This is a genomic window from Rhodococcus sp. IEGM 1406 (assembly GCF_030056745.1).
Lineage (GTDB): Bacteria > Actinomycetota > Actinomycetes > Mycobacteriales > Mycobacteriaceae > Rhodococcus_F > Rhodococcus_F erythropolis.
Genome location: NZ_JASHKO010000003.1, coordinates 303,817 through 327,586, shown reverse-complemented (window position 1 = coordinate 327,586; position 23,770 = coordinate 303,817). Strand labels below are relative to the sequence as shown.

General features: G+C 62.0%; 24 protein-coding genes. 7 read left to right on the top strand and 17 right to left on the bottom strand.

Annotation, left to right across the window (positions count from 1 at the left end):
- Positions 1-16: 16 nt before the first annotated feature.
- A complete protein-coding gene (locus tag QM596_RS17175; protein ID WP_003945491.1) occupies positions 17-874 on the bottom strand; it encodes an MlaE family ABC transporter permease in 858 nt (285 codons plus the stop codon).
- A complete protein-coding gene (locus tag QM596_RS17170; protein WP_046377962.1) occupies positions 874-1,683 on the bottom strand; it encodes an MlaE family ABC transporter permease in 810 nt (269 codons plus the stop codon). Before QM596_RS17170 ends, QM596_RS17175 begins: the two co-directional genes overlap by 1 nt.
- A 532-nt stretch (positions 1,684-2,215) precedes the next feature.
- Between QM596_RS17170 and QM596_RS17165 the strand changes: the two genes are divergently transcribed.
- Positions 2,216-3,490 carry a TetR/AcrR family transcriptional regulator gene (locus QM596_RS17165; RefSeq protein WP_283309534.1) on the top strand — a complete coding sequence of 425 codons (1,275 nt, stop codon included), beginning with the start codon at positions 2,216-2,218 and terminating at the stop codon, positions 3,488-3,490.
- A gap of 85 nt (positions 3,491-3,575) precedes the next feature.
- The gene (locus QM596_RS17160) at positions 3,576-4,811 is read left to right on the top strand and encodes a winged helix-turn-helix domain-containing protein (RefSeq protein ID WP_283309532.1); all 1,236 of its coding nucleotides are present in this window, start codon (positions 3,576-3,578) and stop codon (positions 4,809-4,811) included.
- A 222-nt stretch (positions 4,812-5,033) separates the two neighbouring features.
- On the opposite strand, the gene QM596_RS17155 is transcribed toward QM596_RS17160, so the two are convergent.
- A complete protein-coding gene (locus QM596_RS17155) occupies positions 5,034-6,143 on the bottom strand; it encodes a 3-ketosteroid-9-alpha-monooxygenase, oxygenase component (RefSeq protein ID WP_047889546.1) in 1,110 nt (369 codons plus the stop codon).
- A 287-nt stretch (positions 6,144-6,430) separates the two neighbouring features.
- Between QM596_RS17155 and QM596_RS17150 the strand changes: the two genes are divergently transcribed.
- Complete coding sequence (locus tag QM596_RS17150) at positions 6,431-7,147, top strand: IclR family transcriptional regulator (protein WP_003945819.1); 717 nt, start codon at positions 6,431-6,433, stop codon at positions 7,145-7,147.
- A 77-nt stretch (positions 7,148-7,224) separates the two neighbouring features.
- Here QM596_RS17150 and QM596_RS17145 read toward each other — a convergent pair whose 3' ends face one another.
- The 4 genes from QM596_RS17145 to echA20 are packed head-to-tail and all read right to left on the bottom strand — an operon-like array spanning position 7,225 to position 10,727.
- Positions 7,225-8,286 carry an NAD(P)H-dependent flavin oxidoreductase gene (locus tag QM596_RS17145; RefSeq protein WP_019746967.1) on the bottom strand — a complete coding sequence of 354 codons (1,062 nt, stop codon included), beginning with the start codon at positions 8,284-8,286 and terminating at the stop codon, positions 7,225-7,227.
- On the bottom strand, positions 8,283-9,038 hold the full coding sequence (locus QM596_RS17140) for a CoA-transferase subunit beta (protein WP_019746968.1): 756 nt from the start codon (positions 9,036-9,038) through the stop codon (positions 8,283-8,285). The genes QM596_RS17145 and QM596_RS17140 overlap by 4 nt, the downstream gene beginning before the upstream one ends.
- Positions 9,035-9,943 (bottom strand): cholesterol ring-cleaving hydrolase subunit IpdA, encoded by a 909-nt coding sequence (ipdA, locus tag QM596_RS17135; RefSeq protein ID WP_019746969.1) that lies wholly within the window; start codon positions 9,941-9,943, stop codon positions 9,035-9,037. The genes QM596_RS17140 and ipdA overlap by 4 nt, the downstream gene beginning before the upstream one ends.
- A gap of 7 nt (positions 9,944-9,950) precedes the next feature.
- On the bottom strand, positions 9,951-10,727 hold the full coding sequence (echA20, locus tag QM596_RS17130; protein ID WP_003945611.1) for a (7aS)-7a-methyl-1,5-dioxo-2,3,5,6,7,7a-hexahydro-1H-indene-carboxyl-CoA hydrolase: 777 nt from the start codon (positions 10,725-10,727) through the stop codon (positions 9,951-9,953).
- Positions 10,728-10,829: 102 nt separating this feature from the next.
- Between echA20 and QM596_RS17125 the strand changes: the two genes are divergently transcribed.
- Positions 10,830-11,744 carry an SDR family oxidoreductase gene (locus QM596_RS17125; RefSeq protein ID WP_020906294.1) on the top strand — a complete coding sequence of 305 codons (915 nt, stop codon included), beginning with the start codon at positions 10,830-10,832 and terminating at the stop codon, positions 11,742-11,744.
- Between the two features lie 67 nt (positions 11,745-11,811).
- On the opposite strand, the gene QM596_RS17120 is transcribed toward QM596_RS17125, so the two are convergent.
- The 4 genes from QM596_RS17120 to QM596_RS17105 form a co-directional block, all read right to left on the bottom strand.
- Positions 11,812-12,483, bottom strand: coding sequence for a GNAT family N-acetyltransferase (locus tag QM596_RS17120; protein ID WP_019746972.1), 672 nt, complete (start codon positions 12,481-12,483; stop codon positions 11,812-11,814).
- A 94-nt stretch (positions 12,484-12,577) separates the two neighbouring features.
- A complete protein-coding gene (locus QM596_RS17115; RefSeq protein WP_021342917.1) occupies positions 12,578-12,991 on the bottom strand; it encodes a hypothetical protein in 414 nt (137 codons plus the stop codon).
- Positions 12,992-13,048: 57 nt separating this feature from the next.
- On the bottom strand, positions 13,049-13,537 hold the full coding sequence (locus tag QM596_RS17110) for a nitroreductase family deazaflavin-dependent oxidoreductase (RefSeq protein WP_030534715.1): 489 nt from the start codon (positions 13,535-13,537) through the stop codon (positions 13,049-13,051).
- Between the two features lies 1 nt (position 13,538).
- Positions 13,539-14,702 (bottom strand): steroid 3-ketoacyl-CoA thiolase, encoded by a 1,164-nt coding sequence (locus QM596_RS17105; protein WP_019746975.1) that lies wholly within the window; start codon positions 14,700-14,702, stop codon positions 13,539-13,541.
- Positions 14,703-14,876: 174 nt separating this feature from the next.
- Between QM596_RS17105 and QM596_RS17100 the strand changes: the two genes are divergently transcribed.
- The gene (locus QM596_RS17100) at positions 14,877-16,127 is read left to right on the top strand and encodes a cytochrome P450 (protein WP_003945573.1); all 1,251 of its coding nucleotides are present in this window, start codon (positions 14,877-14,879) and stop codon (positions 16,125-16,127) included.
- A 194-nt stretch (positions 16,128-16,321) separates the two neighbouring features.
- On the opposite strand, the gene QM596_RS17095 is transcribed toward QM596_RS17100, so the two are convergent.
- From QM596_RS17095 to QM596_RS17070, 6 genes are all read right to left on the bottom strand, one after another.
- The gene (locus tag QM596_RS17095) at positions 16,322-16,702 is read right to left on the bottom strand and encodes a VOC family protein (RefSeq protein WP_020906296.1); all 381 of its coding nucleotides are present in this window, start codon (positions 16,700-16,702) and stop codon (positions 16,322-16,324) included.
- 173 nt (positions 16,703-16,875) lie between these two features.
- Positions 16,876-17,286 (bottom strand): nuclear transport factor 2 family protein, encoded by a 411-nt coding sequence (locus QM596_RS17090; protein WP_019746977.1) that lies wholly within the window; start codon positions 17,284-17,286, stop codon positions 16,876-16,878.
- A 9-nt stretch (positions 17,287-17,295) separates the two neighbouring features.
- Positions 17,296-18,159, bottom strand: coding sequence for a TIGR03619 family F420-dependent LLM class oxidoreductase (locus tag QM596_RS17085; protein WP_019746978.1), 864 nt, complete (start codon positions 18,157-18,159; stop codon positions 17,296-17,298).
- 35 nt (positions 18,160-18,194) lie between these two features.
- Entirely contained in the window at positions 18,195-19,376 is a 1,182-nt protein-coding gene (locus QM596_RS17080) for a thiolase family protein (protein ID WP_003945946.1), read from the bottom strand.
- Positions 19,376-20,446, bottom strand: a complete 1,071-nt coding sequence (locus tag QM596_RS17075) for a thiolase family protein (RefSeq protein ID WP_003945801.1) — start codon at positions 20,444-20,446, stop codon at positions 19,376-19,378. Before QM596_RS17075 ends, QM596_RS17080 begins: the two co-directional genes overlap by 1 nt.
- Before the next feature lie 10 nt (positions 20,447-20,456).
- Entirely contained in the window at positions 20,457-21,434 is a 978-nt protein-coding gene (locus tag QM596_RS17070) for a Zn-ribbon domain-containing OB-fold protein (protein WP_019746979.1), read from the bottom strand.
- A gap of 73 nt (positions 21,435-21,507) precedes the next feature.
- Between QM596_RS17070 and QM596_RS17065 the strand changes: the two genes are divergently transcribed.
- Positions 21,508-22,545: an LLM class F420-dependent oxidoreductase gene (locus tag QM596_RS17065; protein ID WP_019746980.1), complete on the top strand. Its 1,038-nt coding sequence runs from the start codon at positions 21,508-21,510 to the stop codon at positions 22,543-22,545.
- Positions 22,546-22,717: 172 nt separating this feature from the next.
- Positions 22,718-23,692, top strand: a complete 975-nt coding sequence (locus QM596_RS17060; RefSeq protein ID WP_283309525.1) for a hypothetical protein — start codon at positions 22,718-22,720, stop codon at positions 23,690-23,692.
- Positions 23,693-23,770 lie beyond the last annotated feature (78 nt).

The window sequence follows — 23,770 nt, the reverse complement described above, 5'->3', positions numbered from 1 at the left end:
TGAGTCTGTCCACGGCTCAGACCCCCATTCCCGGGATCTGGGGCACGAGGCCCCACAGCGCGAAAGTCATCAGTACGTCGAGGATTCCGATCGCGAGGATCGCAGTCCGAAGCGCGCGCCCGGCAGCCTGCCCGACGCCGGCCGGACCACCGGAGGCATAGTAGCCGTACGCGCAGTGAACCAGCGCGACAACAGCGGCGAACACCACGGCCTTGAGGCCCGAGTACAGGAGATCCTGCGGCGAGATCGCCAGATGGAAGAAGTAGTCGTAAGTACCGGCCGATGCACCGTTGAAGAACACGACGACCAGTCGGGTCGACAGGTAGCTGGCGAGCAGTCCGATCATGTAGATCGGGATGACGCAGATCATGGCAGCGATCACCCGCGTACCCGCGAGGAAGGGGATGGATCTGATCGCCATCGAGTCGAGGGCGTCGATCTCGTCCGAGATGCGCATAGCCCCGATCTGGGCAGTGAAACCCGTTCCGACCTTGGCAGCCAACGCGATAGCGACGACAACAGGGGCAAGCTCACGGGTGTTCGCGACCGCAGACAGCATGCCCGAGAGCGAGGTCATCCCGACGAGTTCGAGGCCCCGGTGAGTCTCGACGCCCAACATCATTGCCGCGGCGAGCGACATCGCGAAGACGATCCCGATGGTGCCGCCGCCGGACAGCAAGGAGTTCGTGCCGAAGCTGACCTCGCTGATCTGACCGAGTACGTGCTTGCGGTACTTGGTGAGCGCAAAAGGGATCGATGCGATGGTGCGGACGTAGAAAGTGACGTGCTGACCGAGGGAGACGAGGCCGTCGCCGGCGGTTCGCAGGGGTCTGCTCGCTTGACGGGCTCGAACACGGAGATCGACGAGCGACATCAGAATTCACCGACTGCCGGGACGATTACGGTGTACAACGCGGACAACACTGTGTTCACGATGAAGACGAGCGCGAACGCAATGACGACGGCCTCGTTGACTGCGTCGGCAACGCCGCGAGGGCCGCCTTTTGCATGGAGACCTTTGAAAGTGGCCACCAAAGTCGAAGCGAGGCCGAAGATCGCGGCTTTCACCAAAGCCATGACGAAGTCGGACGATCGACCGTATTGGCTGAACGTTGCCATGAACGTTCCGGCCGGAAGATGCTGCACGTAGATGTGGTACAGATAGCATGCGATCACTCCGCCGAAGGTCACCATCGAGCACAGTGCGAGGGAGACGATCACTGCCGCAACCAATCTCGGAGCTACCAGGCGTTCGATCACATCGATGCCCATCACTTCCATGGCATCGATCTCTTCGCGAATCTTTCGCGAACCAAGATCGGTGCAGATCGCCGACCCGGCAACACCGGCCATCATCAACGCGCACACCAGTGCTGCGGCCTGTCCGACGATGATGAATGCCACGACGGCGCCCGAGTAGCCACCGGCACCGATGCGGCCGGCCAGTTCGCCGACCGACACCGCGATGAAGACACCGATCGGAATCATGAGGAGCAGCGACGGACCAGTGCTGACGCGACCGATGAAGAGCGTCTGAGTGATCGTCTCGTGCAACGAGAGTCGCCTGCGGAGGATTGCCGTGAACAGACCGAACAGTGCCTGCACCGAGAATCCGATCAGATAGCCCCCCTGCAACGCTACGTCTCGTACCGGGCCTTTCGGGGCTGGTAGCTCGTACGTCATCTAATTGAATTCCTTTGCAGATCAACATGGTTCAGCACGAAAGTCGAACTGTTCGGACGCTGGCGGTCGAGCGAACTGCTTGTGAAGCATCTCACACATATATGTGACGTGGCAAGCATTATGTGAACGAAAATTCTCAGGGGAGTTTTCGGTGTAGCTGCGACGGTCAGCGCGTTGACGTGGCAATATGAGTTCTGTCGGGTGGTGTCCTCGGCTTAAGTTCATCGAAATTCCGGAAGCCATCGTCCGATGTCCCGATCGGGGAGGGAGGGGCCGCTTCGAGCGGTGACCCTACCCCTAGTTTCGGCCACAGGGCAAGGAGTTGTTAACGAGAATTCTCTCGAGTTTCAGCATCGATGATCGGGGCGATGCAGTTGATGGCAACCTGGAGTTAGGGCAGCTAGCAGCGTATATGGAACGTGGATACAGTGGAAATCTCGAAAGTTTCCGATGGCGCGCAGCGATTATGATTATGCTCATTCGCAAAAGGATCGGTTTGGTGTCTGATGGGGCTGAGAGAGGGGGTGTGCGAGTGAGCCCGAGACAGCAGTCTGTCGATGCGCAGACAGTTGACGAACAGACCTCGCGTGTAATCCTTCGAGCGGCGGGATCGGCGTCGGTCAAGCGACGTCCGAAGGACCGCAAGGCGAAGATCGCCGCTGCGGCTGCAATTGCGTTCAGCGAACGGGGATATCCTGCCGTAGGCGTCGAGGACATCGCGTCGTCCGTTGGTATTTCGGGTTCGGCACTCTATCGGCATTTTCCGAACAAGTATGCGATGTTCCGCCACGCGGCACTGGAATTGACCGACGCGCTCGAGAGTGCACTCGATGCGGTCTCCGCCGCCGCCGATGCAACTGACCGGGAGTGCCTACGCGAGGATTTGCTCGCTGTGATCCGAACGACGGTGCGTAATCGGCGCACAGCCGGGATCTACCGGTGGGAGAGTCGGTTTCTCGACGCTGCCGATCGGAAATCGGTCCGAGCTCAGGCAGCTGCTGTCAATCGCCGAGTTGCACTGCATCTTTCACGCTCCGAACCGCCGGCGAGTACTCGTGCCGAAACCATCCTCACCTCAGCGATGTTCAGCGTGATCGGCAGCATCACCGCTCACAATCTGATACTGCCCCAACGTCGGATGGAGCAAGTTCTTCTCGACGCTTGTCTGTCGATCGAACACGGTGGGAGTGCAATTACATCGCGGCGGTCGGAGCAAACTGTGTCGACGCGACCGGTGACGACGAACAAGCGTGAACGTCTGCTACAGGAAGCCGTGCGGCTCTTCGATTCTCGCGGTTACCACGACGTCAGTATCGAAGAGATCGCAGCCGCTGCGGGTTTGAACGCTTCCGGGATGTACCGCTACTTTCCGAGCAAAGCGGAACTTCTCGGGGCGGTCTTCTATCGAGCGGCAGACCGTCTGGACCTTGCGACGGCAGCAGTATTCGAGTCTGCGACGTCGCCGGAGGAAGCGCTGCGCGCACTGTCGGCGATGTACGTGGAGTTGTCGTTTGCACAACATGAATTGATGTCGGTCTATTTTTCCGAGATGAACAACCTTCTGCCGGGACATCGAAGCGATCTGAAGAATCGGCAGAAGCTGTACGTGGTCGAGTGGGCGCGGATACTTCGCGAAATTCGCCCCGACCTTTCGGCGATAGAGGCGAAGTTCCTGGTTCACGCTGCTTTGAACCTGGTCCCCGACATCGGACGCTTGATGAAGTTCGATGTTGCAGCAGAAAACGCCTCCACACTTCAGACGTTCATGTCAGCAGTTCTCTTCGGCTGCCCGGCTCCGCCGCCCTGAACTTCTCGCCGCCCTGAACTTCTCGCCGCCCTGAACTTCTCGCCGCCCTGAAACTTGTCGGACGGCGTGCGTAGTGTGGTCGGCTATGAGCGAAGTCGTGTCTCTGGCAGCTGCCCGCCGAATAGCGCTCGCCGCTCAAGGGTTCGGCAAATCACACCCGGCAACGGTGACGCGGCGCAATCTGGTCAGCGTGATGGACCGGCTGCAGGTCTTGCAGATCGACTCGGTCAACGTTTTCGAACGCAGTCACTACCTGCCCGTTTATGCGCGACTGGGCGCCTACGACAAGTCCAGGCTTGATCAGCTGACCTTCTCCCCGGAGTCGGGGTACCTCGAATACTGGGGACACGAAGCGACGTTCCTGCCGGTGGACATGTGGCCACTCTTTCGTTGGCGCATGGACCAGTTTCGTGACAAAGGTTTGAGCGACAAGAACGGATGGGCGTCTGATCGGCGGGACTTCCTCGACTGGTTGCGCAACGAACTGCGTGAAAACGGTCCGATGGCGGCGAGCGAAGTCGAGCATGAAGCGAATACACGCCGCGGCCCGTGGTGGGGGTGGTCGGACGTGAAAGTCGGGCTGGAGACTCTGTTCCGGTGGGGCGAAGTGGTATCCGCGGGTCGCGCAGGATTCGAACGTCGATACGGCCTTGCCGAACACATGCTCGCGCCCGAGATCCTCGATGCGAGGATCGATCGATCGGACGCGATCCGTGAGCTGGTGCTGCGTGGTGTGAAGGCCCACGGACTCGGTACGCTCGACGATATCGCCGACTACTTTCGGCTGCCGAGCGCTGAGGCACGAATTGCCTTGCGTGAGCTCGAAGACGCCGGCAATGTACGCAGTGTTTCCGTCGAGGGCTGGGAGCGTCGTGGCAAGCCTCGCGAGGTATGGATTGATCCACAGGCAAAGCGTCCAAGGTCGATCCGAACCGAGGCTCTGTTGTCGCCCTTCGATCCGGTAGTGTGGGCGCGCGATCGAGCGTTGCGGCTCTTCGACTTTCACTACCGGATCGAGATCTATACTCCCGCACACAAGCGGGTTCACGGCTACTATGTGCTCCCCGTGTTGATCGACGACAATATCTGCGCGCGAGTCGATCTCAAGAACGACCGACAGAACCGTCGGCTACTCGTGCGCGCTGCTTGGGCCGAGCCCACCGCCGATGCCGACACTGCACCGCGTCTGGCTGAGCTCCTTCGTAGAACCGCAATGTGGCAAGGCTGCGACACCGTAGTCGTGGAGAACAATGGAACATTGGCATCAGAGCTGGCCGCTGTGATGGCCGGCGACGAGGTGGATGCGGTGGGCGCGCGCTAGGTCAATCTGGAACGGTGAGTCTCCCGTCGACTGCAGCTCGGTTGATGGAATCTCTTAATGCCGAACAAGTTCCGGTGCGAATTTTCGGCGACGCCTTGTCTTCGCGATACTCCGAACACACGTTGTGCGGATCCGATCGCCATTGAGTCGAGGTATGTTGCCAGCTGTTCTTCTCGACGAGGACATATGTTCCACACCTCTCGCAGTCCACTGGTTCCATGGTCACTGCGCTGCTCCTGCACGGCGTGCGAGGTTGTCTGCAACCTCCTGTTTCCACACCTCGATGGGTTTGCTTGTATCCATCTCGAATTCGAAGCGATCGATCATCTCGGGCGTGACGTCGGCGACGTCGACGTAGAACTGTTCGTACCACCGCCTCAGTTGGTAGACCGGACCGTCCTCGGTGCAGAGTAGTGGGTTGTCGATGCGGGTCTTGTTCTTCCAGATCTCGATGTCCTGCTCGAATCCGACGCCGATGTAACCGATCATCGCGTCAACGGTTTGGTCCGCTATCCCGGCGGGAAGTTCCTCGGTCTTCTTGACGGTGATGCCGTACATCAGGACAAACTTGTTCGGGCTGACCGGATAGTGGCAGTTGATCAAAACCGAATCCACCTTGAACGTTTCGTACTGGTACACCAGATCATCGATCATGAACGACGGTCCGTGATAGGCGGCCACCGAGAAGTTCGAGACCAACTTCGGCACGTCGGGATCCGTCCAGGTCACGATGTCGTCGCGGTTGATACCGCTCTGCTCCTGGATGGCGACATGCCCCTCGAAGACGTTCTTGAAGTAAGTGGGAAACGAAAAGTGCACGTAGAAGAAGTGCGCCATGTCCACGACGTTGTCGACGATTTCTCGACAGTTGGTGTCGATGACGATTGACTTCCATACCCAATCGGTCCATTCGTGGTCCGGAGTCTTGATTATCGGTATGGCGACTTCGGCCGGAGGCGGATTGCCTTCGGGGTCATGCCAGACGAAGAGCAGTCCGTCTTGTTCGAGGGTGGTCCAGGCGCGGGTTTTGGCAAGCGGTGGAACGCGGCGTGCATAGGGGATCGCGGTGCATTTGCCGTTGCCGCCCCAACGCCAGTCGTGGAAGGGGCAGGCGACTGAATCGCCCTTGACCGTGCCCTGACTGAGGTCGCCGCCCATGTGACGGCAGTAGGCATCGAGGACCTTCAATTCGCCCTGGCTGTCGGCAAATACGACAAGCTTGGTGCCGAAGGCCTCGATCGGATGTGGGTTCCCGTCGTGGAAATCCGTTGCAAGTCCGAGGCAGTGCCATCCGCGGGCAAAACGTTCGGGAGCAGCGCCCTCGTCGATCATGCGGATCTCGTCGACTTCGCCGAGGTCCGTTGTGGTCGTCACGTCTGTGGTCAAAACGTCGTCCTTTGTTCAGTGATCTGTGTTGGCCACTGTGGTGAGGAGTTGGTCCAGGTTCAACGGGGGTAACCGGTGATCGGTATAGCTGCAGGTGGAGTGGCCAGGCAGGTTTGTCTCCCGCACGGTGGGAAACGCCCTGGCGGTTCGTCCGGTGAAGGCCCAGATTTGCAGTCAGCAGAGCACGCCCAGCGCTGTCCTCTCGACGGGCGGATCACCGAAACGGAGACGCCATGTCGGTCGGACCGATCACAGAAGAGCCCATCCCTATGTCAACCCTCGACAGGTTGGCGATGGTAGTGGATTGCTTTCGTGACACGCCGCGGTTGACGCTGGGCGAGGTGGCCCGTCGAACCGGGATTCCGCGATCGTCCGTGCACAGGATGCTTCTGAAGCTAGTGAGGATGGATTGGCTTCGCAGAGAAGGCCTCGAGTACGAAATCGGCGACAAACTCGGCGATCTTGGGGCAATCTCGTTGTATCGAAACAAGTTCGAGAGGGTGGTGGTGCCGTTGTTGTACAACCTGCACCTCGTCACCAATCAGGCCGTACATCTCGGGGTCCTCGAGGGAAGCAACGTGCGATACCTTCAGAAGATCGGCAGCCAGGCGATACCTGACCTCCAGACAGGCGTCGGCTCTCGCATCCCGGCGCGATCCTCGGCAATCGGCAAGGCACTCTTGGCAGCGGGCCGCCGTTCGACGGTCGCGCAACATTCCGCAATAGCCAACCATCGGTACGGCGTCGTATTCGGTACGTGTACTTCGGGTCTCGGCTGCATCGGTGTGAGGGTGGGTGCGCTGGGCGAAGCGGAAGTCGGTCTGTCGATCAGCGGCCCACTCGTTCGAGGCAAGATCGACGATCGACACGTTGCACCGGTACAGATGGCCGCGGTGGCAATCTCCCAGTATTTCGAGGTGCCGGGTGGTCGTCACCAGCAGACCGGTTAGCTCGGCAATGCGCAGAGTGCGCCTCCTCCAACTCCGCGTAAAGCGCAGTGGGGGAGACGCACTCGGATGAATCTGCGTCAGCGAAGAGCCGCAAGCGCGTCGATACGCTTGGCCGCGTCCTCCATGATGTTCTCGATCAGTTCCTTGCAGCTGGGCAGATCGTTGATCATTCCGACAACCTGACCCGAGGCAAGCACGCCGGCTTCCGTATTGCCCTCGACCAGACCGGCCTTGAGCAACATCGGGGTATTCGCCGCCATGATGATTTGCATCAGCGTGCGGTCACCCGAGCGCTTCATCGCGAGGCCGTCCTTGGCGAGCGTCGACCACTTCATACCTGTCATTGCCTTGAACTTGGTGGCGTTCTTTGCAGCAGCGATCAAACCGGTTGCATAGCTGGAACCTTCGAGGCTGTTGACCAGGTCGGTGTTGAGCACACGATGAGGCATGCCGTCGACCTTGCGTGAGACCGTCGTATCCGTCAGTCCTCGCTTGAGGTATTCCTGCTTGACGGAGTCCGGCACCGAAGAGTCACTGGTGAGCAAGAAACGCGTCCCCATGGCGACACCGGCAGCGCCGTACGCCAACGCTGCGGCCAGCCCGCGGCCGTCGAAGAATCCGCCACCGGCGATGACCGGAATATCGACCGCGTCGAGAACCGAGGGAAGAAGCAATGTCGTTGCCACACCGCCGGTGTGACCACCACCTTCGCCGCCCTGGACGATGACGGCGTCCGCGCCCCAAGATGCAACCTTGACCGCATGCTTCGCGGCACCGATCGACGGTACGACGACGATGCCGTGGTCCTTGAGCTTGGCGATCAGTTCCTTCTTGGGAGCCAAGGCAAACGACGCGACCTTGACGCCCTCACGGATCAGCAGGTCCGCGCGCTGCGGCGCGTCGGTGGCGTCGGCACGCATGTTGACGCCGAACGGCTTGTCCGTGAGCTGTTTCGTCTTCTTGATCGCGTGCTCGAGCTCGTCGTAGGTCATCGTGGCCGAAGCCAGGATGCCGAGACCGCCCGCGTTGGCCGTCGCCGACGTCAGCGCGGGCCCGGAAACCCAGCCCATGCCCGTCTGCACGATCGGGTACTCGACACCGACCAGTTCGGTCAGTGCTGTCTTCAGAGTGGGGGTCATGCCGAGACCTCACGGTCCCGGAGGTTGCGCGGATCGAGGGTCTCGCGAATGAGGTGGAGCTCTTCGGCGGTGGGGTCACGGGTGATACCGGCCTCGGCGAGTCCGGCTACCTCGAACGAGGTGTTCTCGGCTACCTCTTCGGCGGTGACGCCGGGATGGAGGCTCAACGCGCGGAAGGTGTTTCCCGGTCCGCCGAAGTCGAAGACACCGAGGTTGGTGACAACGCGGGGGATGTTCAGGTACTTGTACGCCGGGTTCTCGGGATCGATCTGGTCGTAGCCGACACCGCACACCACGTCGACCTTGTCGACGAACACTCGCTTGGAGTGCTTGGGGACGAAGTAGCTCGTCGCGTGGTTGATGGTGTTACCCGGGGCGCCGCGCACACCGAACATCTGACGCGTCGGCTGCTGAAGCGGGCCGAAGGCGGAGAGGTTCTGGTTGCCGTGGCGATCGAGCTGATTGGCGCCCATGACTACGTGGCGACGGCCCGAAGCGACGACGTCGAACACCTTGCGGAAAGGCATCCATCCTTCGATGGGGCCCTTCGTTCCGACTGCCGGGGTGTCCTCGAGGATGAGGGCTTCACCATCGGTGATCAGCAGGTCGGGTTCGGTGGTGAGTCGAGCCAGGCGAGCGCCGATGGTGGACGACGTCGACATCGGGCTGGCCATGATTTCGCCTGCACCGGAGAAGATTTCAGCGCACGCGAGAACAACGTACTCTGCGCGGGTGACGGTGGATTCGCTCATTTTGCCTGCTCCCCTGCCTTTGATGAATCGGCAAACTTCTTTACTGCGGCTTGGTAGTCCTCTTCGCTGCCGGAGAGGAAGGTGTCGACGAACGTCTGCCACGACTCGGGGGTCTTGGCGGCCTCGGCGTAGTGACGCTGGAACTTCTCGTCGCGGCCGTAGCTTTCGCCGGCCAACGTGAAGTGGGCACCGTTCGGGGCCTCGACGACGGCGTCGACCATCATGCGGTTGAGCAGAAGATTCTGCAGTGGAACGGATTTGACCAGTTCCTCGGTCTCGACGATGCGTTCGACGGAGACGTAACGCTTTTCGGCGGCCATGCAGTACAGGTCGTCGAAGTACGGGTCGACACCGTTGTACGCGGCATTGCCGTGCTTGTCACCGAGATTGAGGTGAACGAACGACGCATCTAGGTTGAGTGCAGGCATCGCGATCAAGGTCTCGGAGCGGCCGTCGGCCTCGGGGTACGGGGAGGTGACGGTCTTGAGTTCGTCGCCCCAGAAGTTGCGGACGTCCGAACCCAGGCCTGCGCGGATCGGGAGGAAGGGGAGGCGAGCGGCAGCGGCTTCGAGGCCGCACTTGACCATTCCCTCGTCCATCTCGCGGACTTCGATCTCACCGGCGGTGCGCGCCTTGGCAAACCACGGATCGTAGAACGGTGCGGAGTCCAGGGACACGAAACCGTAGTACGCCTTCTTGACCTTGCCGGCCGAGCACAGCAGCCCGAGATCCGGTCCGCCGTAAGTGACCACGGTCAGGTCCTTGATGTCCGAACGCAGAATCGCACGCACGAAGGCCATCGGCTTGCGGCGAGATCCCCAGCCGCCCAAGCCGATCGTCATTCCGCTGCGGAGCTCGCCGACTACCTCGTCGAGCGACTTCGTCTTGTCACGCTTGCTAGCCATGTTTGTCTCAGCCTTCCTTCTGGGTTGCGTTCTCGCGCGGCTTGCCGGTGGCGACGAATTCGTCGCGGTGTTCGTCGGACACACCGAGGAGGTTGAGTTCGAAGGTGTAGCCCTGCTCGAGGCGGTAGCTGCCCTTGACGTCGACCGGGTCGATGCCGTTGATGGCTTCCTTGGCGCACCGGATGATGCGGGTGTCCTTCGCGGCGATCTTTGCGGCGATCTCGCGAGCGCACTCGTCGAGCTTCTCGCGCGGGACCACGTCGTAGACGCTGCCGAACTGTTTGAGTGTGTGGGCGTCGACGCTCTGTGCGGTGTAGTAGAGCGTGCGCATCATGTGCTGCGGCACCAGCCGTGAGAGGTGCGTGGCAGCGCCGAGTGCACCGCGGTCGACCTCGGGGAGGGAGAAGATCGCGTCGTCGGAAGCGACGATCACGTCCGCGTTGCCGACCAGTCCGATGCCACCGCCGACACAGAATCCGTTGACGGCCACGACGACGGGTACAGCGCAGTCGTAGACGGCTGCGAAGGCCGCGGCGCAACCGCGGTTGGCGGCGACCAGTGCGTCGAATCCCTCGGTCGCCTGCATCTCCTTGATGTCGACGCCCGCGTTGAATCCGCGTCCCTCGGCTCGCAGGATCACCACGTGAGTGTTGAGATCCTTGCCCGCGTCGAGGATGGCGTCGGCAAGCTCGAACCATCCCTTGGACGGGATTGCATTGACCGGCGCGTAGTCGATGGTGACCGTGGTGATGCCGGTTCCGTCGGAGGAGGTGCTGATGCCCATATCGGGATTCCTTACGTCTGTGTACCAAACCAAGCGATTGCTTGGTAAGTTAGCACATAAGCGGAGCCGACAAGCCCGAGCAGAGTGCATTAGGAGACAAATATGAGTGGATTGGTCGACGGACGCGTAGTCATCATCACCGGGGCTGGTCGCGGGATCGGACGTGCGCATGCCTTGGCGTTTGCTGCCGAGGGCGCCAAGGTCGTCGTCAACGACATCGGTGCGGGTGCCGACGGTTCCGAGACCGGTGAGAGTCCGGCCGAGCAAGTTGTCGCGGAGATCATCGCCGCCGGTGGCCAAGCAGTGGTCAACGGAGACGACGTCGCCGACTGGGCGGGCGCCGAGAATCTGATCAAGACCGCGATCGACACCTTCGGTGGCCTGGACGTACTCGTGAACAACGCGGGCTTCCTGCGGGACCGCATGCTGGTCGGCATGAGCGAAGGCGAGTGGGACGCGGTGATTCGCGTGCACCTCAAGGGGCACTTCGCGCCGCTGCGTCACGCTGCTGCCTACTGGCGCGCTGAGGCCAAGGCGGGCAAGACCGTCGACGCACGCATCATCAACACCAGTTCGGGTGCAGGACTGCAAGGTTCGATCGGCCAGGGTAACTACGCTGCGGCGAAGGCCGGTATCGCCGAGATGACCATCCAGGCCGCAGCCGAGCTCAAGAATTACGGCGTCAGTGTCAACGCGATCGCGCCTGCTGCGCGCACGCGCATGACCGTCGGCGCGGGTGGGGCGATGGCCGAGTCGATGGCAGCTCCCGAAGAGGGCTTCGATGCCATGGCGCCCGAGAACATCTCGCCGCTGGTCGTCTGGCTCGGTAGCGCCGAGTCCAAGGACGTCACGGGGCGGGTGTTCGAGGTCGAGGGCGGAAAGATCACCGTCGCGGAGGGCTGGCGTCACGGCCCGAGCGAGGACAAGGGTGACCGTTGGGACCCGAAGGAGATCGGGCCCGTCGTGGCAACGCTGTTGGAGAAGGCGGAGATTCCGACGCCGGTGTACGGGGCGTAGGGCCTCCGGCCCCGTGAGTGGTTAAGGAGTGCAGGGACTCCCTAACCACTCACAGGTGGTGTGCCGCCTACGCAGGCGCCCGAACCACCAACACGGTGCCGGGGAACTCTGCGGCGAGCTCGCGACGCGAATGCTTCACGCAGGCTGTGCCGTAGCCCTTCTTGCGAGATTCCGGCGCGATCCAGATCGCCACGTTGACCTCTTGGCCGTCGAGTTCGCCGAATACCAGGCCGACGCTCTTCGAGCCGTCACCGGAGACGTCCTCGGCGACGAACCAGGCAGCGGTCTCGTCGTCGATCCGGCCGAGGCCACCGACGCGCTCAGCTTCGATCCGATCCTCGCTCCACGGCTTGCCGTCTTCGCCGAGCTGCTCGCCCGAACGAATCGTGAACAGCGACTTGTCTTCTGCGCTGTCGCTGAACGGACGCAGGGTGAAGTTCTGCCCGCTGCTCGCGGGACGATCGAGCGTCGTCCATTCGAGAGTGGCGTCGAGATTCTCCAGCTCGCCCTGGATGCGATCACGCGCAGCCTTGGTGAGCGCACTGAACTTGAGGCTCAGAACTGCTTCGGCATTTGCTTCCGACGTGCCGAGGAGTTCCGCGACGGTGGTCAGTGCCTCCTGGTGGTCCTTGCTGTCGACCACTGCGTCCAGCACCTCGTGGCGACGCTCCAGCGCACGCACGAGGGCTGAGGTGATCTCGCGTCGGTCCAGGATTTGATCTTGAATATGCGTCGTCATATATGCGACTCCTTGCTGTGTTCGAGGCTCTGTCGAAACGCCGTGCGGACCGTACGAGTCAATAGTGCTCCAACTCGCTCGTTATGGCACGTGTTCAGCCTCCGGTGCGGCGAACGAGCCGTTCGTAGCGCTGGCGGGCAGCTTGAGTGCTGCCGAGCCCGAGTCCGAAGGCAATATCTTGCCAGGTCATGCCCCGTTCGCGGGCAATTCCGAGGAACAGTGCTTCCAGCTGTTCCATTTCGGCTCGGGCCTTGGGAATCAGAGTCAACGCAGCCATGACATCGGCGTCGTCGACCTCGGGTTCGTTCGGCTGCGGTGTGTCGGTGCCGCCGGCAAGACGAGCCACGACGCGCACCGCGCCGTAGGGCTCGAGCATCTCCGGATGAGATTGCCGCGCGCGCTGGCTTTGGGTCGCGCCGTGGCGCTCGCTGATCCGAAAGAGTCCGGCGTACTCGCGATGTGCGCGTTCGCGGCCGGAATCGATCGGTCTGAACTGGTCATCGGTCATGAACCCAGGCTGGCACGCACCCGGGCCGATGTAAACGTTTTGTTGTAAACAGTCCGTTTATTTCTTCAGCGGCTCGCACACGATGACGGGAATGACCCGGTCGGTCCAGGCCTGATAGTTGTCGAAATCCGGATACATCGCCGTCAACATCGGCCACAGCCGAGCGCGCTCGTCCTCGGTGGAGACGCGGGCTTTCATCGATCGGATCCGAGACTTGATCTGCACCGTCACCACCGGGTCCGCCTTGATGTTGAGGTACCACATCGGGTTCTTCGGAAGACCACCTTGCGACGCCACCAGAATCACGTTCTCGCCGTCCTCGAGGAACAGCAACGGACTGATCCGCTCCTCGCCGGATTTGCGACCGGTGGTGGTGAGCAGGCAGATCGGCAGCCCGCGTGGGAACGCGCTGCCGACCCGCCACTTGCTACCCAGCCGCCCGTCGGTGGCGCGATACATGGCGACGTTTGCCTTCGACATCCACTTGATGATCTTGACCGTCGCCGGAGCGTCGAGTCCCTTGGGTTTAGCTGGGGGAGTAGTCATCTCAGATACGCTCGATGATGGTTCCGGTGGCCAGCGCGCCGCCGGCGCACATCGTGATCAGAGCCGTCGAGCCGTTGCGACGCTCCAATTCGTGCAGTGCGGTGGTGATCAGTCGAGAGCCCGTGCTGCCGACCGGATGGCCGAGAGCGAGCGCGCCGCCGTTGACATTGACGTTGTCGAAGTCAGGTTCGTGAACCTGAGCCCAGGACAGTGCGACGGATGCGAATGCTTCGTTGATCTCGAACAGATCGAGGTCGCCGATCTTCATTCCGCTCTTCTCCAGGACACGGCTGGTTGCCTGCACCGGTCCGTCGAGGTGGAATTCCGGTTCCGAGCCGACCAGTGCCTGGGCGATGATGCGGGCTCGCGGCTTCAAGCCGAGTGCGCGGGCCTTGTCCTCGTCCATGAGCAGGACTGCGGCCGCGCCGTCGGATATCTGGGAAGACGTTCCGGCCGTGTGAATCCCGCCTTCGAGGACGGGCTTCAAGCGCGCTAGGGACTCGGCCGTCGTATCGCGCAGGCCCTGATCGCGATTGACGAGCTTCGTCTCGCCCGTGAGGTTTCCTTCCTTGTCGACCTGGGGCGCCGAAAGTTCGAGAACCTCGCGGTCGAAACGCCCTTCCTCCCATGCCTGCTTGGCCAGCGCCTGCGAGCGGACGCCGAGGGCTTCGATGTCGTCGCGGGTCAGTCCGCGTCGACGCGCGATGCGTTCCGCAGCTTCGAACTGGTTGGGCATGTCGATGTCCCACGTCGCCGGCCGACGCGGTCCGGCCTGATCGCCGACGTTTGCGCCGAGGGGAACCTGGCTCATGGCTTCGATGCCGCAGGCGATGCCGGCGTCGATCGCGCCGGTGGCAATCAGTCCGGCAATCAGATGGTTCGCCTGCTGGGCCGAACCACACTGGCAGTCCACGGTGGTTGCGCCGGTCTGCCACGGAAGTCCGGCGTGCAGCCAGGCCGTGCGCGTGATGTTGTTGGACTGAGCGCCGGCCTGGGTGACGCAGCCGCCGATCACCTGCTCGATCAGCAACGGGTCGATTCCCGACCGGTCGAGAACGCCCTTTTGCGCCGCTCCGAGGATCTCGGCGGCGTGCAGACCGGCGAGCCAACCTCCGCGCTTGCCGATCGGTGTACGGACAGCCTCGACGATTACTGGTGTGCCCACAGCGGGCTCCTTTCCTTGTAATGAAAAAGTAGAACAGGTTCTCTGCGGGAAGCAAGACCTGTCGACGTTTCCTTTCCTAGTAAGCAGGCTTGTGTTTCAATGAGAGTAGAACGTGTTACACATCACGGATCCCCATCACCCCTGTGATGAAAAGGCTTAGGGCAGGAGACATCAGTGGCACAGCCCGCATTCCCCGAGGGAATCGACTTCACGGACCCCGACATCTACGCGGAACGCATGCCGTTCGAGGAGTTCGCCGAACTCCGGAAGACGGCCCCCGTGTGGTGGAATCCGCAGCCCCCGGAAATCGGTGGATTCCAGGACGAGGGCTTCTGGGTGGTCACCCGTCATGAAGAGGTCAAGGAAGTCTCGCAGCGAAGCGACATCTTCTCGACCCACGAGAACACTGCGATTCCTCGCTTCGCCGACGACATCCCGCGCGAGAACGTCGAGATGCAGCGATTCATCCTCATCAACAAGGACGCTCCGGAGCACACCAAGCTTCGCAAGCTGGTTTCGCGTGGATTCACCCCGCGAGCCATCAACAGCCTGCGCGAAGAACTGACCGAGCGCGCCGAAAAGATCGTCAAGACTGCGGCTGCCGGTGGTGCCGGAGACTTCGTGGTTCAGGTCGCGTCCGAACTTCCGCTGCAGGCAATCGCCGAGCTTCTCGGTGTGCCGCAGGAAGATCGAATGAAGCTCTTCGACTGGTCCAACCAGATGACGTCCTACGACGATCCTGAGTTCGACATCGACCCGCAGGCAGCGTCGATGGAGATTCTGGGATACGCGTACCAGATGGCGGATCAGCGCAAGAAGTGTCCCGCCGATGACATCGTCACCAAGCTCATCGAAGCTGACATCGACGGAAATGAGCTCTCCCCAGAGGAATTCGGCTTCTTCGTGATTCTGCTTGCGGTCGCGGGTAACGAGACCACTCGCAATGCCATCACACACGGCATGGTTGCCTTCCTCGACAATCCCGACCAGTGGGAGCTGTACAAGAAGGAACGCCCGAAGACTGCGGCCGACGAGATCGTTCGTTGGGCCACCCCGGTGACCTCTTTCCAGCGGACCGCGCTCGAAGACACCGAACTCGGGGGGCAGAAGATCAAGAAGGGCGATCGCGTCGTGATGATGTACGCGTCGGCCAACTTCGACGAAGACGTCTTCGAGAACCCCACGAAGTTCGACATCATGCGTGACCCCAATCCGCACCTCGGATTCGGCGGCACGGGTGCGCACTTCTGCATCGGCGCCAACTTGGCTCGTCTCGAAATCGATCTGATCTTCAACGCGATCGCCGATCACCTACCCGACATCACCAGGCTCGGCGATCCCCGTCGCCTGCGCTCGGGCTGGCTCAACGGCATCAAAGAGTTTCAGGTTGATTACAAGACATCGGGCTGCCCGGTCAAACACTGATCCGGACATATACTGACCTGGTAACCGGCGAGTAGGTTCTGTGTAGGTTTTCGGGAGTTGCCTCTGCACTCTCGAACACGCAGAACTACAGTAGACGTTCCGGGGGGCCACTAGTTGGCAACCTGGAACTGCGGCGGCGTCTGCGGGATCCCTCATCTCCCGTAGGCGCCGCCGTTTGTAGTTCAATCTCTAATTCAGCCGCCGTATGGCTTGGTGATCGCTTCCAGGAAATGTCCCGACGGGTCGAGGAAGTAGACCCCACGCCCACCGTCGTTGGTGTTGAAGCCGGTACTCGACTGGCGCGGATCGGCCCAGTGATCAAGTTTCAACGCCTGTATCCGCTGGTAGATGCCGTCGAAGTCATCTTCGGAGACGAGGAAAGCGTAGTGCTGAGACGCAACCTCGGCGCCCTCTTCCACCTGTGCGAAGTCCAGTGTCACCCCGTGCTCGAGTTCGACGCCGAGAAAGTAGCCGGCCTCGACCGGGCCTGGCAGACCGAACATGTGAGTGAAGAACCACGCAGACTCTTGTCGGTCTTTTGCGGCGATGATGGTGTGGTTGAACGAAATGGTCATGAGTGACCCCTTGCAGTACGACGCCTCCATGCCTGACGCAGTCCGTCATCGACACGCGACGTTGGCAACCAGGAAACCATTTCAGGGTTCTCGGTGCAAGTACGACAGGCTGATTCGAATACGACGAGAGCGGCCCCGGTCGATGACCGGGGCCGCTCTCGTACTGTGGGTTCTCAGGCTTTGCGTGCCGTCTTCATCGCACGGTCCACTTCCCAGAATGCTCGAAGCGACGCGATCTTGCCTGCGTCGTTCACGCGATAGACGAACACGCCCTCGGCGTCGATGATCGAGCCGCCGATGGTGGTCCGGATCTTGCCGATGTTGACGTTCTCGTTGCCGCACACCAGTGAATCGTCGATCAGAAACTCGAGCTTGTCCGCGGTCGCGATCGTCATGTCGTAGAACTTGGAGATCGCTTCGCGTCCGTGATGGCCTTTGCCTTCGGGATCGAATCCCGACGGCCCGACCGGATCCTCCACCCAACCGTCCTCGGCGAAGAGGTCCAGCCAGGCTTCCTTGTTCTTGCCACTCGCTGCGGCGCGCGAAGCGTTACCCGCGACGCGGGCGGGGTGTTCGTCAGTCATCGCGACTCCTCAGTTGATGTACTGTTCGGCGAACTTACGCATCGAATCCTGCTTTGCCTCCAGCGGGGCATCGAAGCCGATTCCGTCGAAAACCCAAGGTACGGTGATGATGTCCGTGACGCCGGCATCTTCGAGTTCTGCGTAACCGTCCTTGCCGAAACGGTCGATGCACACCGTCTGGATTTCGAACGGCTCGTTCTCGCGGCCGTACTCGGCGCGCAGTTCGCGTAGTCGTGCGATCACACCCACCAGGTCGTCGAACTTGATCATCGCCGAGGTCCAACCGTCGCCGACTCGCGCAGCACGCTTGAGTGCCACCTCGGTGTGGCCGCCGACGTAGAACGGAACCGGCTTGGTGGGAGCTGGACTCATCTGCAGGCGATCGAAATCGAAGAACTCGCCGTGATACTCGACCATCCCGCCGCCGAGAATAAGTTTGAGAACGTCGATCATCTCGTCCACTCGGGCGCCGCGACGCTTGTACGGAGCGCCGCACCACTCGAACTCTTCGGGAGCCCAACCGATTCCGACGCCGAAGCCGAAACGGTTGTTCGTCAATGCCGCTACAGATCCGACCTGCCGCGCGAGCAGGACCGGATTGCGGCTACCCAGCTTGAGCACCTGGGTGTAGAACTCGATCTTCTCGGTCACCGCGCCCATTGCAGCTGCGGCGATCAGCGGATCGACCCAGGGGGTCTCGGCATTCCACATCCGAGACCCGTCCGGGGTGTACGGGTAATCCGCCGCCTGCGTTTCCATGAAGAACAGTGAATCGGGGAGAGCGATCGACGAAAAGCCGCATTCCTCGGCCGTTTTGGCGATACCGGCTAACTGGTCCAAGGGGTTCATGGCAACCCCGACGGTGTACTTCATCTTCGGCCTCTTCCTGATCGGCGTGTGTGCTGCTGTTACGTGGTGGGACGTTCGGAGCCGACGACCCACATCGAGAAGTACTGCGAGCCACCGCCGTAGGCATGGCCGAGAGCCTTGCGCGCGTCGGCCACCTGGTGATCGCCGGCGCGGTGCATGACCTGCATCGCCGACTCGGCAAAACGGATCATGCCCGAGGCGCCGATCGGGTTGGAAGAGAGAACACCGCCCGAGGCATTGACCGGGAGCTTGCCGCCGATCGCGGTTTCGCCGGCCTCGGTCAGCTTCCAGCCCTGGCCTTCCTCCGCGAAACCGAGGTTCTCGAGCCACATCGGCTCGAACCACGAGAACGGGACATAGATTTCGGCGCAGTCGATTTCGTTGAGCGGATCGGTGATTCCCGCGGACTTCCACAGCGCGGCCGCGGCGTCACGGCCGGCCTGCGGATTGACCTGATCGCGTCCGGCATAGAAGGTCGGCTCGGTGCGCATGGCCGTCGCGTGGATCCACGCGACCGAACGACCCTCGGCCTCGACCTGTGCGGCCGCTTCCTCGTTGCCGATCACCAGAGCGCACGCGCCGTCCGAGGACGGGCAGGTCTCGTCGTAGCGGATCGGATCCCAGAGCATCTGAGATGCCTGCACCGATTCGAAGGTGATGTCCGGCTGCCGCAGGTGCGCATACGGATTGAGGCTGCCGTTGAGCCGATCCTTCACCGCGACGAGGTAGCCGATGTGCTCCGGTGCGCCCGATCGACGAATGTACGAACGGACGTGCGGGGCGAAGTATCCACCGGCGCCGGCGCCGACAGGCATGTTGAACGGAACCGGTGTGGACAACGCCCACATCGCGTTCGACTCGGACTGCTTCTCCCAGGAAACCGTCAGAACGCGCTTGTGGACACCGGATTTGACCAGGCTGGAGGCGACGATAGCCGTCGAACCACCCACCGAGCCGGCAGTGTGAACACGCAGCAACGGCTTTCCGTTGGCGCCAAGAGCATCCGACATGGCGAGTTCGGGCATCATCGAACCCTCGAACAGGTCGGGGGCCTTTCCGATGACGACGGCGTCGATGTCGTCCCAGCCGACGTTGGCGTCGAGCATCGCGGCGTCGATGGCTTCACGAACCAAGCCCGCCATCGAGACATCATGACGCTTTGCGACGTAGTGAGTTTGGCCGGTGCCGAGCACGGCCGCGAGTTGAGGCGTTCCGGCCATCAGTTCCGTCCCTCCAAGACTGCTACCAGGTTCTGCTGCAGCACAGGGCCGCTTGTTGCATGGGCCAGAGCGCGATTCGCCTGGCCGTCGAAGATTGCCTTGGCGGCGTGGCCGATTCGTTCCAGACCACCGGCGAACAGTGGGTTGCCGCTGAGCGGACCGCCGGACGGATTGATCGTGGTGGCGTCGGTCAGGCCGATCGCTTCCTTCAAGATCAATTCCTGGTGAGTGAACGGCGCGTGCAGTTCGGCGACGTCGATGTTGCCGACCTCGCCGCCCGTTGCCGCCTTGGCTGCCGACGTTGTGGACGGCGAGGTGGTCAGGTCACGTGCACCCAGGTTGGGGGAGTCGATGCGATGCTCGAGTCCGGTGATCCACGCCGGCCGCTCGCAGAGATCGCGGGCGCGGTTACCCGAGGCCAGGACGATTGCTGCCGCACCATCGGTGATGGGCGCACAATCGTGTGCGCGCAACGGATCTGCGAGGAACGGGCTGGCGAGTAGTGCCTCGATGTCGACCTCGCCTGCGAGCTGAGCCTTCGGATTACTCAGCGCGTGACGACGGCTGCGAGCGGCAACCTCCGCCATGTCCTCTTGCGTCCACTTACCCGCGTCGAGTCCGAGTCGGGCTTGAAGTCCGGCGATCGAGACGGAGTCCGGCCACAGCGGAGTGACGAGGTACGGATCGAGCTGCATGGACAGGATCTTGCGCAGGTGCCCGGCGGAGGATTTGCCGAAGCCGTACACCAGCGCGGTCTCGACCTCGCCGGTCAAGATCTTGATCCACGCTTCGTAGAAGGCCCACGCAGCATCCATCTCGACGTGAGATTCGTTGATCGGCGGGACCGCTCCGATGGAGTCGATGGCCGAGATGAAGGAGAACGCTCGTCCGGCCAGGTAATCGGAAGATCCGGAGCACCAGAAGCCGATGTCGGACTTGGTAATTCCCAGATCGCTGTAGAGCTGCTGGAAGCACGGGACGAGCATCTCGACGCCGTTGGTGGTGCCGTTGGTTTCGCGGACGTGGGGTGCCTGAGCAAAGCCCACGACTGCGATGTCTGCAGAAGTCATTTCAGGAGCCTCACAGGTGGTGTTGGAAGGTGGAGTACTCGGCGTCGGGTTCACCTGTCGGCCGGAAGTATTCGATGTTCTCGAGGGTGTAACCCCACTCTTCGCGAGGCTTCCACTTGGCTTCGACGCGCATGCCCATGCGTACGTCCGCGGCATCACATTCGAGGATCAAGTGCAGGAACGGAATGTCGGCTCCGTCGAGAAGCACGTAGGCGGCCACGTAGGGCGGTTTGATTCGCTGCCCGAGGAACGGGACGTTGACGATGCAGAAGGTGGTGACAATTCCCTTGTCGGGCAGTTCGATCTGCTCGCTCGTCGGCTTCCCGTTGGTGGGATTCGCGCCGCGCGGTGGGATGTAGATCTTGTCTTCGGGTCCGCTGCGACCACCGATCAGTTTGCCTTCTGCGAGACCGCGGAGGTAGAAGCTCTCCTCGGCCGAAGCGGAATGCATGAAGTGCAGGTCGACAGGCGTCGTGATCATGGTGACAGGATCGGCGCTGGAATCGACTGTCGCGATTCCATTTTCGCTCTCACCTGGTTCGAAGCACTCGATGTCCTTGATCTGCCCGATCCGCTCCGACGCCCAGCGAGCACGAACCCGCAGGCCGGTGCTGATGTCGTCGGGGGAGTCGACGTCGACCGCGTGGAGCATGGACGTGTCCGCGCCGTCGAGCTTGATCAGGGCCCACGCGAAAGGCTTCGTCAGGGGTTGACCCTCGATGGGTTCGGGCATCCACGTCCAACTCACGACCGTTCCGCCGTCGGAGACTCCGACGAAGTCGGTCAGTGGTTCGGCCGTATCCGGATCGAATTCCGGTGGCGGCACGAAGACACGACCGTTCGACCCACGTGCGCCGATCACCTTGCGATCACGCAGGGCAGTCACGAACGCGCCGATGGTCGGTCCCGTCGATCTGGTGTAGTCGAAATGGAGATTCAATGGTGCGCTCAGGGGCTTGTCGGCCACCCCGCTCTTTCCGATGGTCACAAGATCGAGTAGAACAGGTTCTAGAGATTGTGGCAAGAGTCACTTCTGATCACCGGCAATGTGGAGGCCTGCGATGAAGCTTGGGTTGCAACTCGGATACTGGGGCGCACAGCCGCCGGCAAACGCCCCGGAACTGATCGAGGCCGCGGAAGGCGCGGGATTCGACGCGGTCTTCGCGGCAGAGTCGTGGGGCTCGGACGCATTCACCCCGCTCGCCTGGTGGGGATCTCGGACCGAGAACGTCCGTCTCGGCACGTCCGTCGTACAGATTTCGGCGCGAACACCGACCAGCTGTGCCATGCACGCGCTCACTCTCGATCACCTCAACGGTGGGCGAACGATCCTCGGGCTCGGCGTATCCGGACCGCAGGTCGTCGAAGGTTGGTACGGCCAGCCATTCGAGAAGCCGCTCGCGCGCACCCGCGAATACGTCTCGATCGTGCGCCAGGTCCTCGCCCGTGAAGCGCCCGTCACCAGCCCCGGCCCCCACTACCCTCTGCCGTATGCGGGACCGGGCAGTTCGGGACTTGGCAAGCCGCTCAAGCCCATTACGCACCCGCTGCGTGCGGACATCCCGATCTGGCTCGGCGCCGAAGGGCCGAAGAACGTCGCGCTCGCCGGTGAAATCGCCGACGGGTGGCTGGCGATCTACTACACCCCGCGCCTGGCGCCGATGTACAACAAGTGGCTCGACGAAGGCTTCGCTCGCGCCGGGGCCCGTCGTAGCCGCGAAGACTTCGAGGTGGCCGCCACGTGCCAGGTCATCGTGACCGACGATCGTGCCGCGGCCATCGCCGCTCTCAAGCCGATGACCGCCCTCTACGTCGGCGGAATGGGCGCCCCGGAGTTGAACTTTCACGCACAGGTCTACAAGCGGATGGGCTACGAGAAGGAGGTCGACGAGATCGGTCGCCTCTTCATGTCGGGCCGCAAGGACGAAGCTGCTGCCGTCGTCCCCGACGAGATGGTCACCGAGACCATGATCATCGGCAACGTCGACGAGGTGCGCGCGGACGTGAAGCGTTGGGAGGAAGCCGGAGTCACGATGCTGCTGGTGACCTGCCGCGACGCCGACCATGTGCGAGAGCTCGCGGCCGCGGTGGGTGGTTGAGCGGGGCACCCCCCTTTTTTCGAGCGGGACCCCCCTTTTTCCGAGCGAACGGCACGTTCAGCGCATCTGAGGCGCTCAACGCGCCTTTCGCTCGCCGAAAGTTATCCACAGGGCCGCCAAAACCCCAGGTCGCCGCCGGGGCCCGCGGTGCTACTCGAGTCATGCTGCGACCATGCGGCGTGGAATGTGGGGCGATGATCTGGACGCGATCTACCGCGTCAGTCGAAGCGGAGTGATCCGAACGGCCGAGTTGGCGCGATTGGGCGTCTCCAACTCCGCCGTGCACACCCGGTGTCGAGTGGGTGGACCCTGGCAGCGCATATTGCCAGGAGTGATCCTGCTCCGAAATGGTCAACCGACGCCACGTCAACGATCGATCGCTGCGCTCATGTTGAGCGGTGACGAGTCTCTACTGACCGGTCGATCTGCCATGTCGGAGTTCGGATATCGGATGCATTCTGGGGATGTGCAGGTGCTCATCCCCATCGACCGTCGTGTTCAATCGGTTGGGTTCGTCACGGTGGAGCGCACTGTTCGACTGCCTGAGCCGGAGATTCGCAACGGTCTGCGCTGTGCGCCGCTGCCGAGGGCACTACTCGACGCTGCGAGGCGGTGCAGGGCCCTCGATCCCACACGGGCACTCATTGCCGAGGTCGTTCAGCGTGGCGACGTCTCGGTGCGCGAACTTGCGAAGGAACTCGAGGCGGGCAGCAGTCGGGGGTCCGCGCTACCTCGGGTCGTGTTGCGCGAAGTGAACGCGAACGTCCACTCGGTTCCGGAGGTTCACGCGCGAAAACTGTGGCAGCGGAGCGGGCTGCCGGAAATGTTGTTCAACCATGAGATCCGGGATGCCGACGGAGACTTCATCGCAATTCCGGACGGATGGATCGATTCGGTTGCCTTCGCGTGGGACATCGACTCCTTGGAATGGCATGCCGCGCCGACGGACTACAAGCGCACGGTGGAACGCCGGACGCGAATGCAGAATGCGGGAATCATCGTGTTGCCGACGGTGCCCAGTGCACTGCGAACGGACCCTGATCGTGTGATCGAGGACCTGCGTGCGCACTACAGATTGGCGCAGTCACGTCCCCGGCCACAGGTGTTCGCGAGGTCGAGGTGGGTGAAAATGGACGAAACAGGCTGAGCGAACGTACCTTTCGGCGCACTGAAGGCGCCGAAAGGCACGTTCGCTCGAAAAGGGGGTGGGTGGGACCGAGAGGGG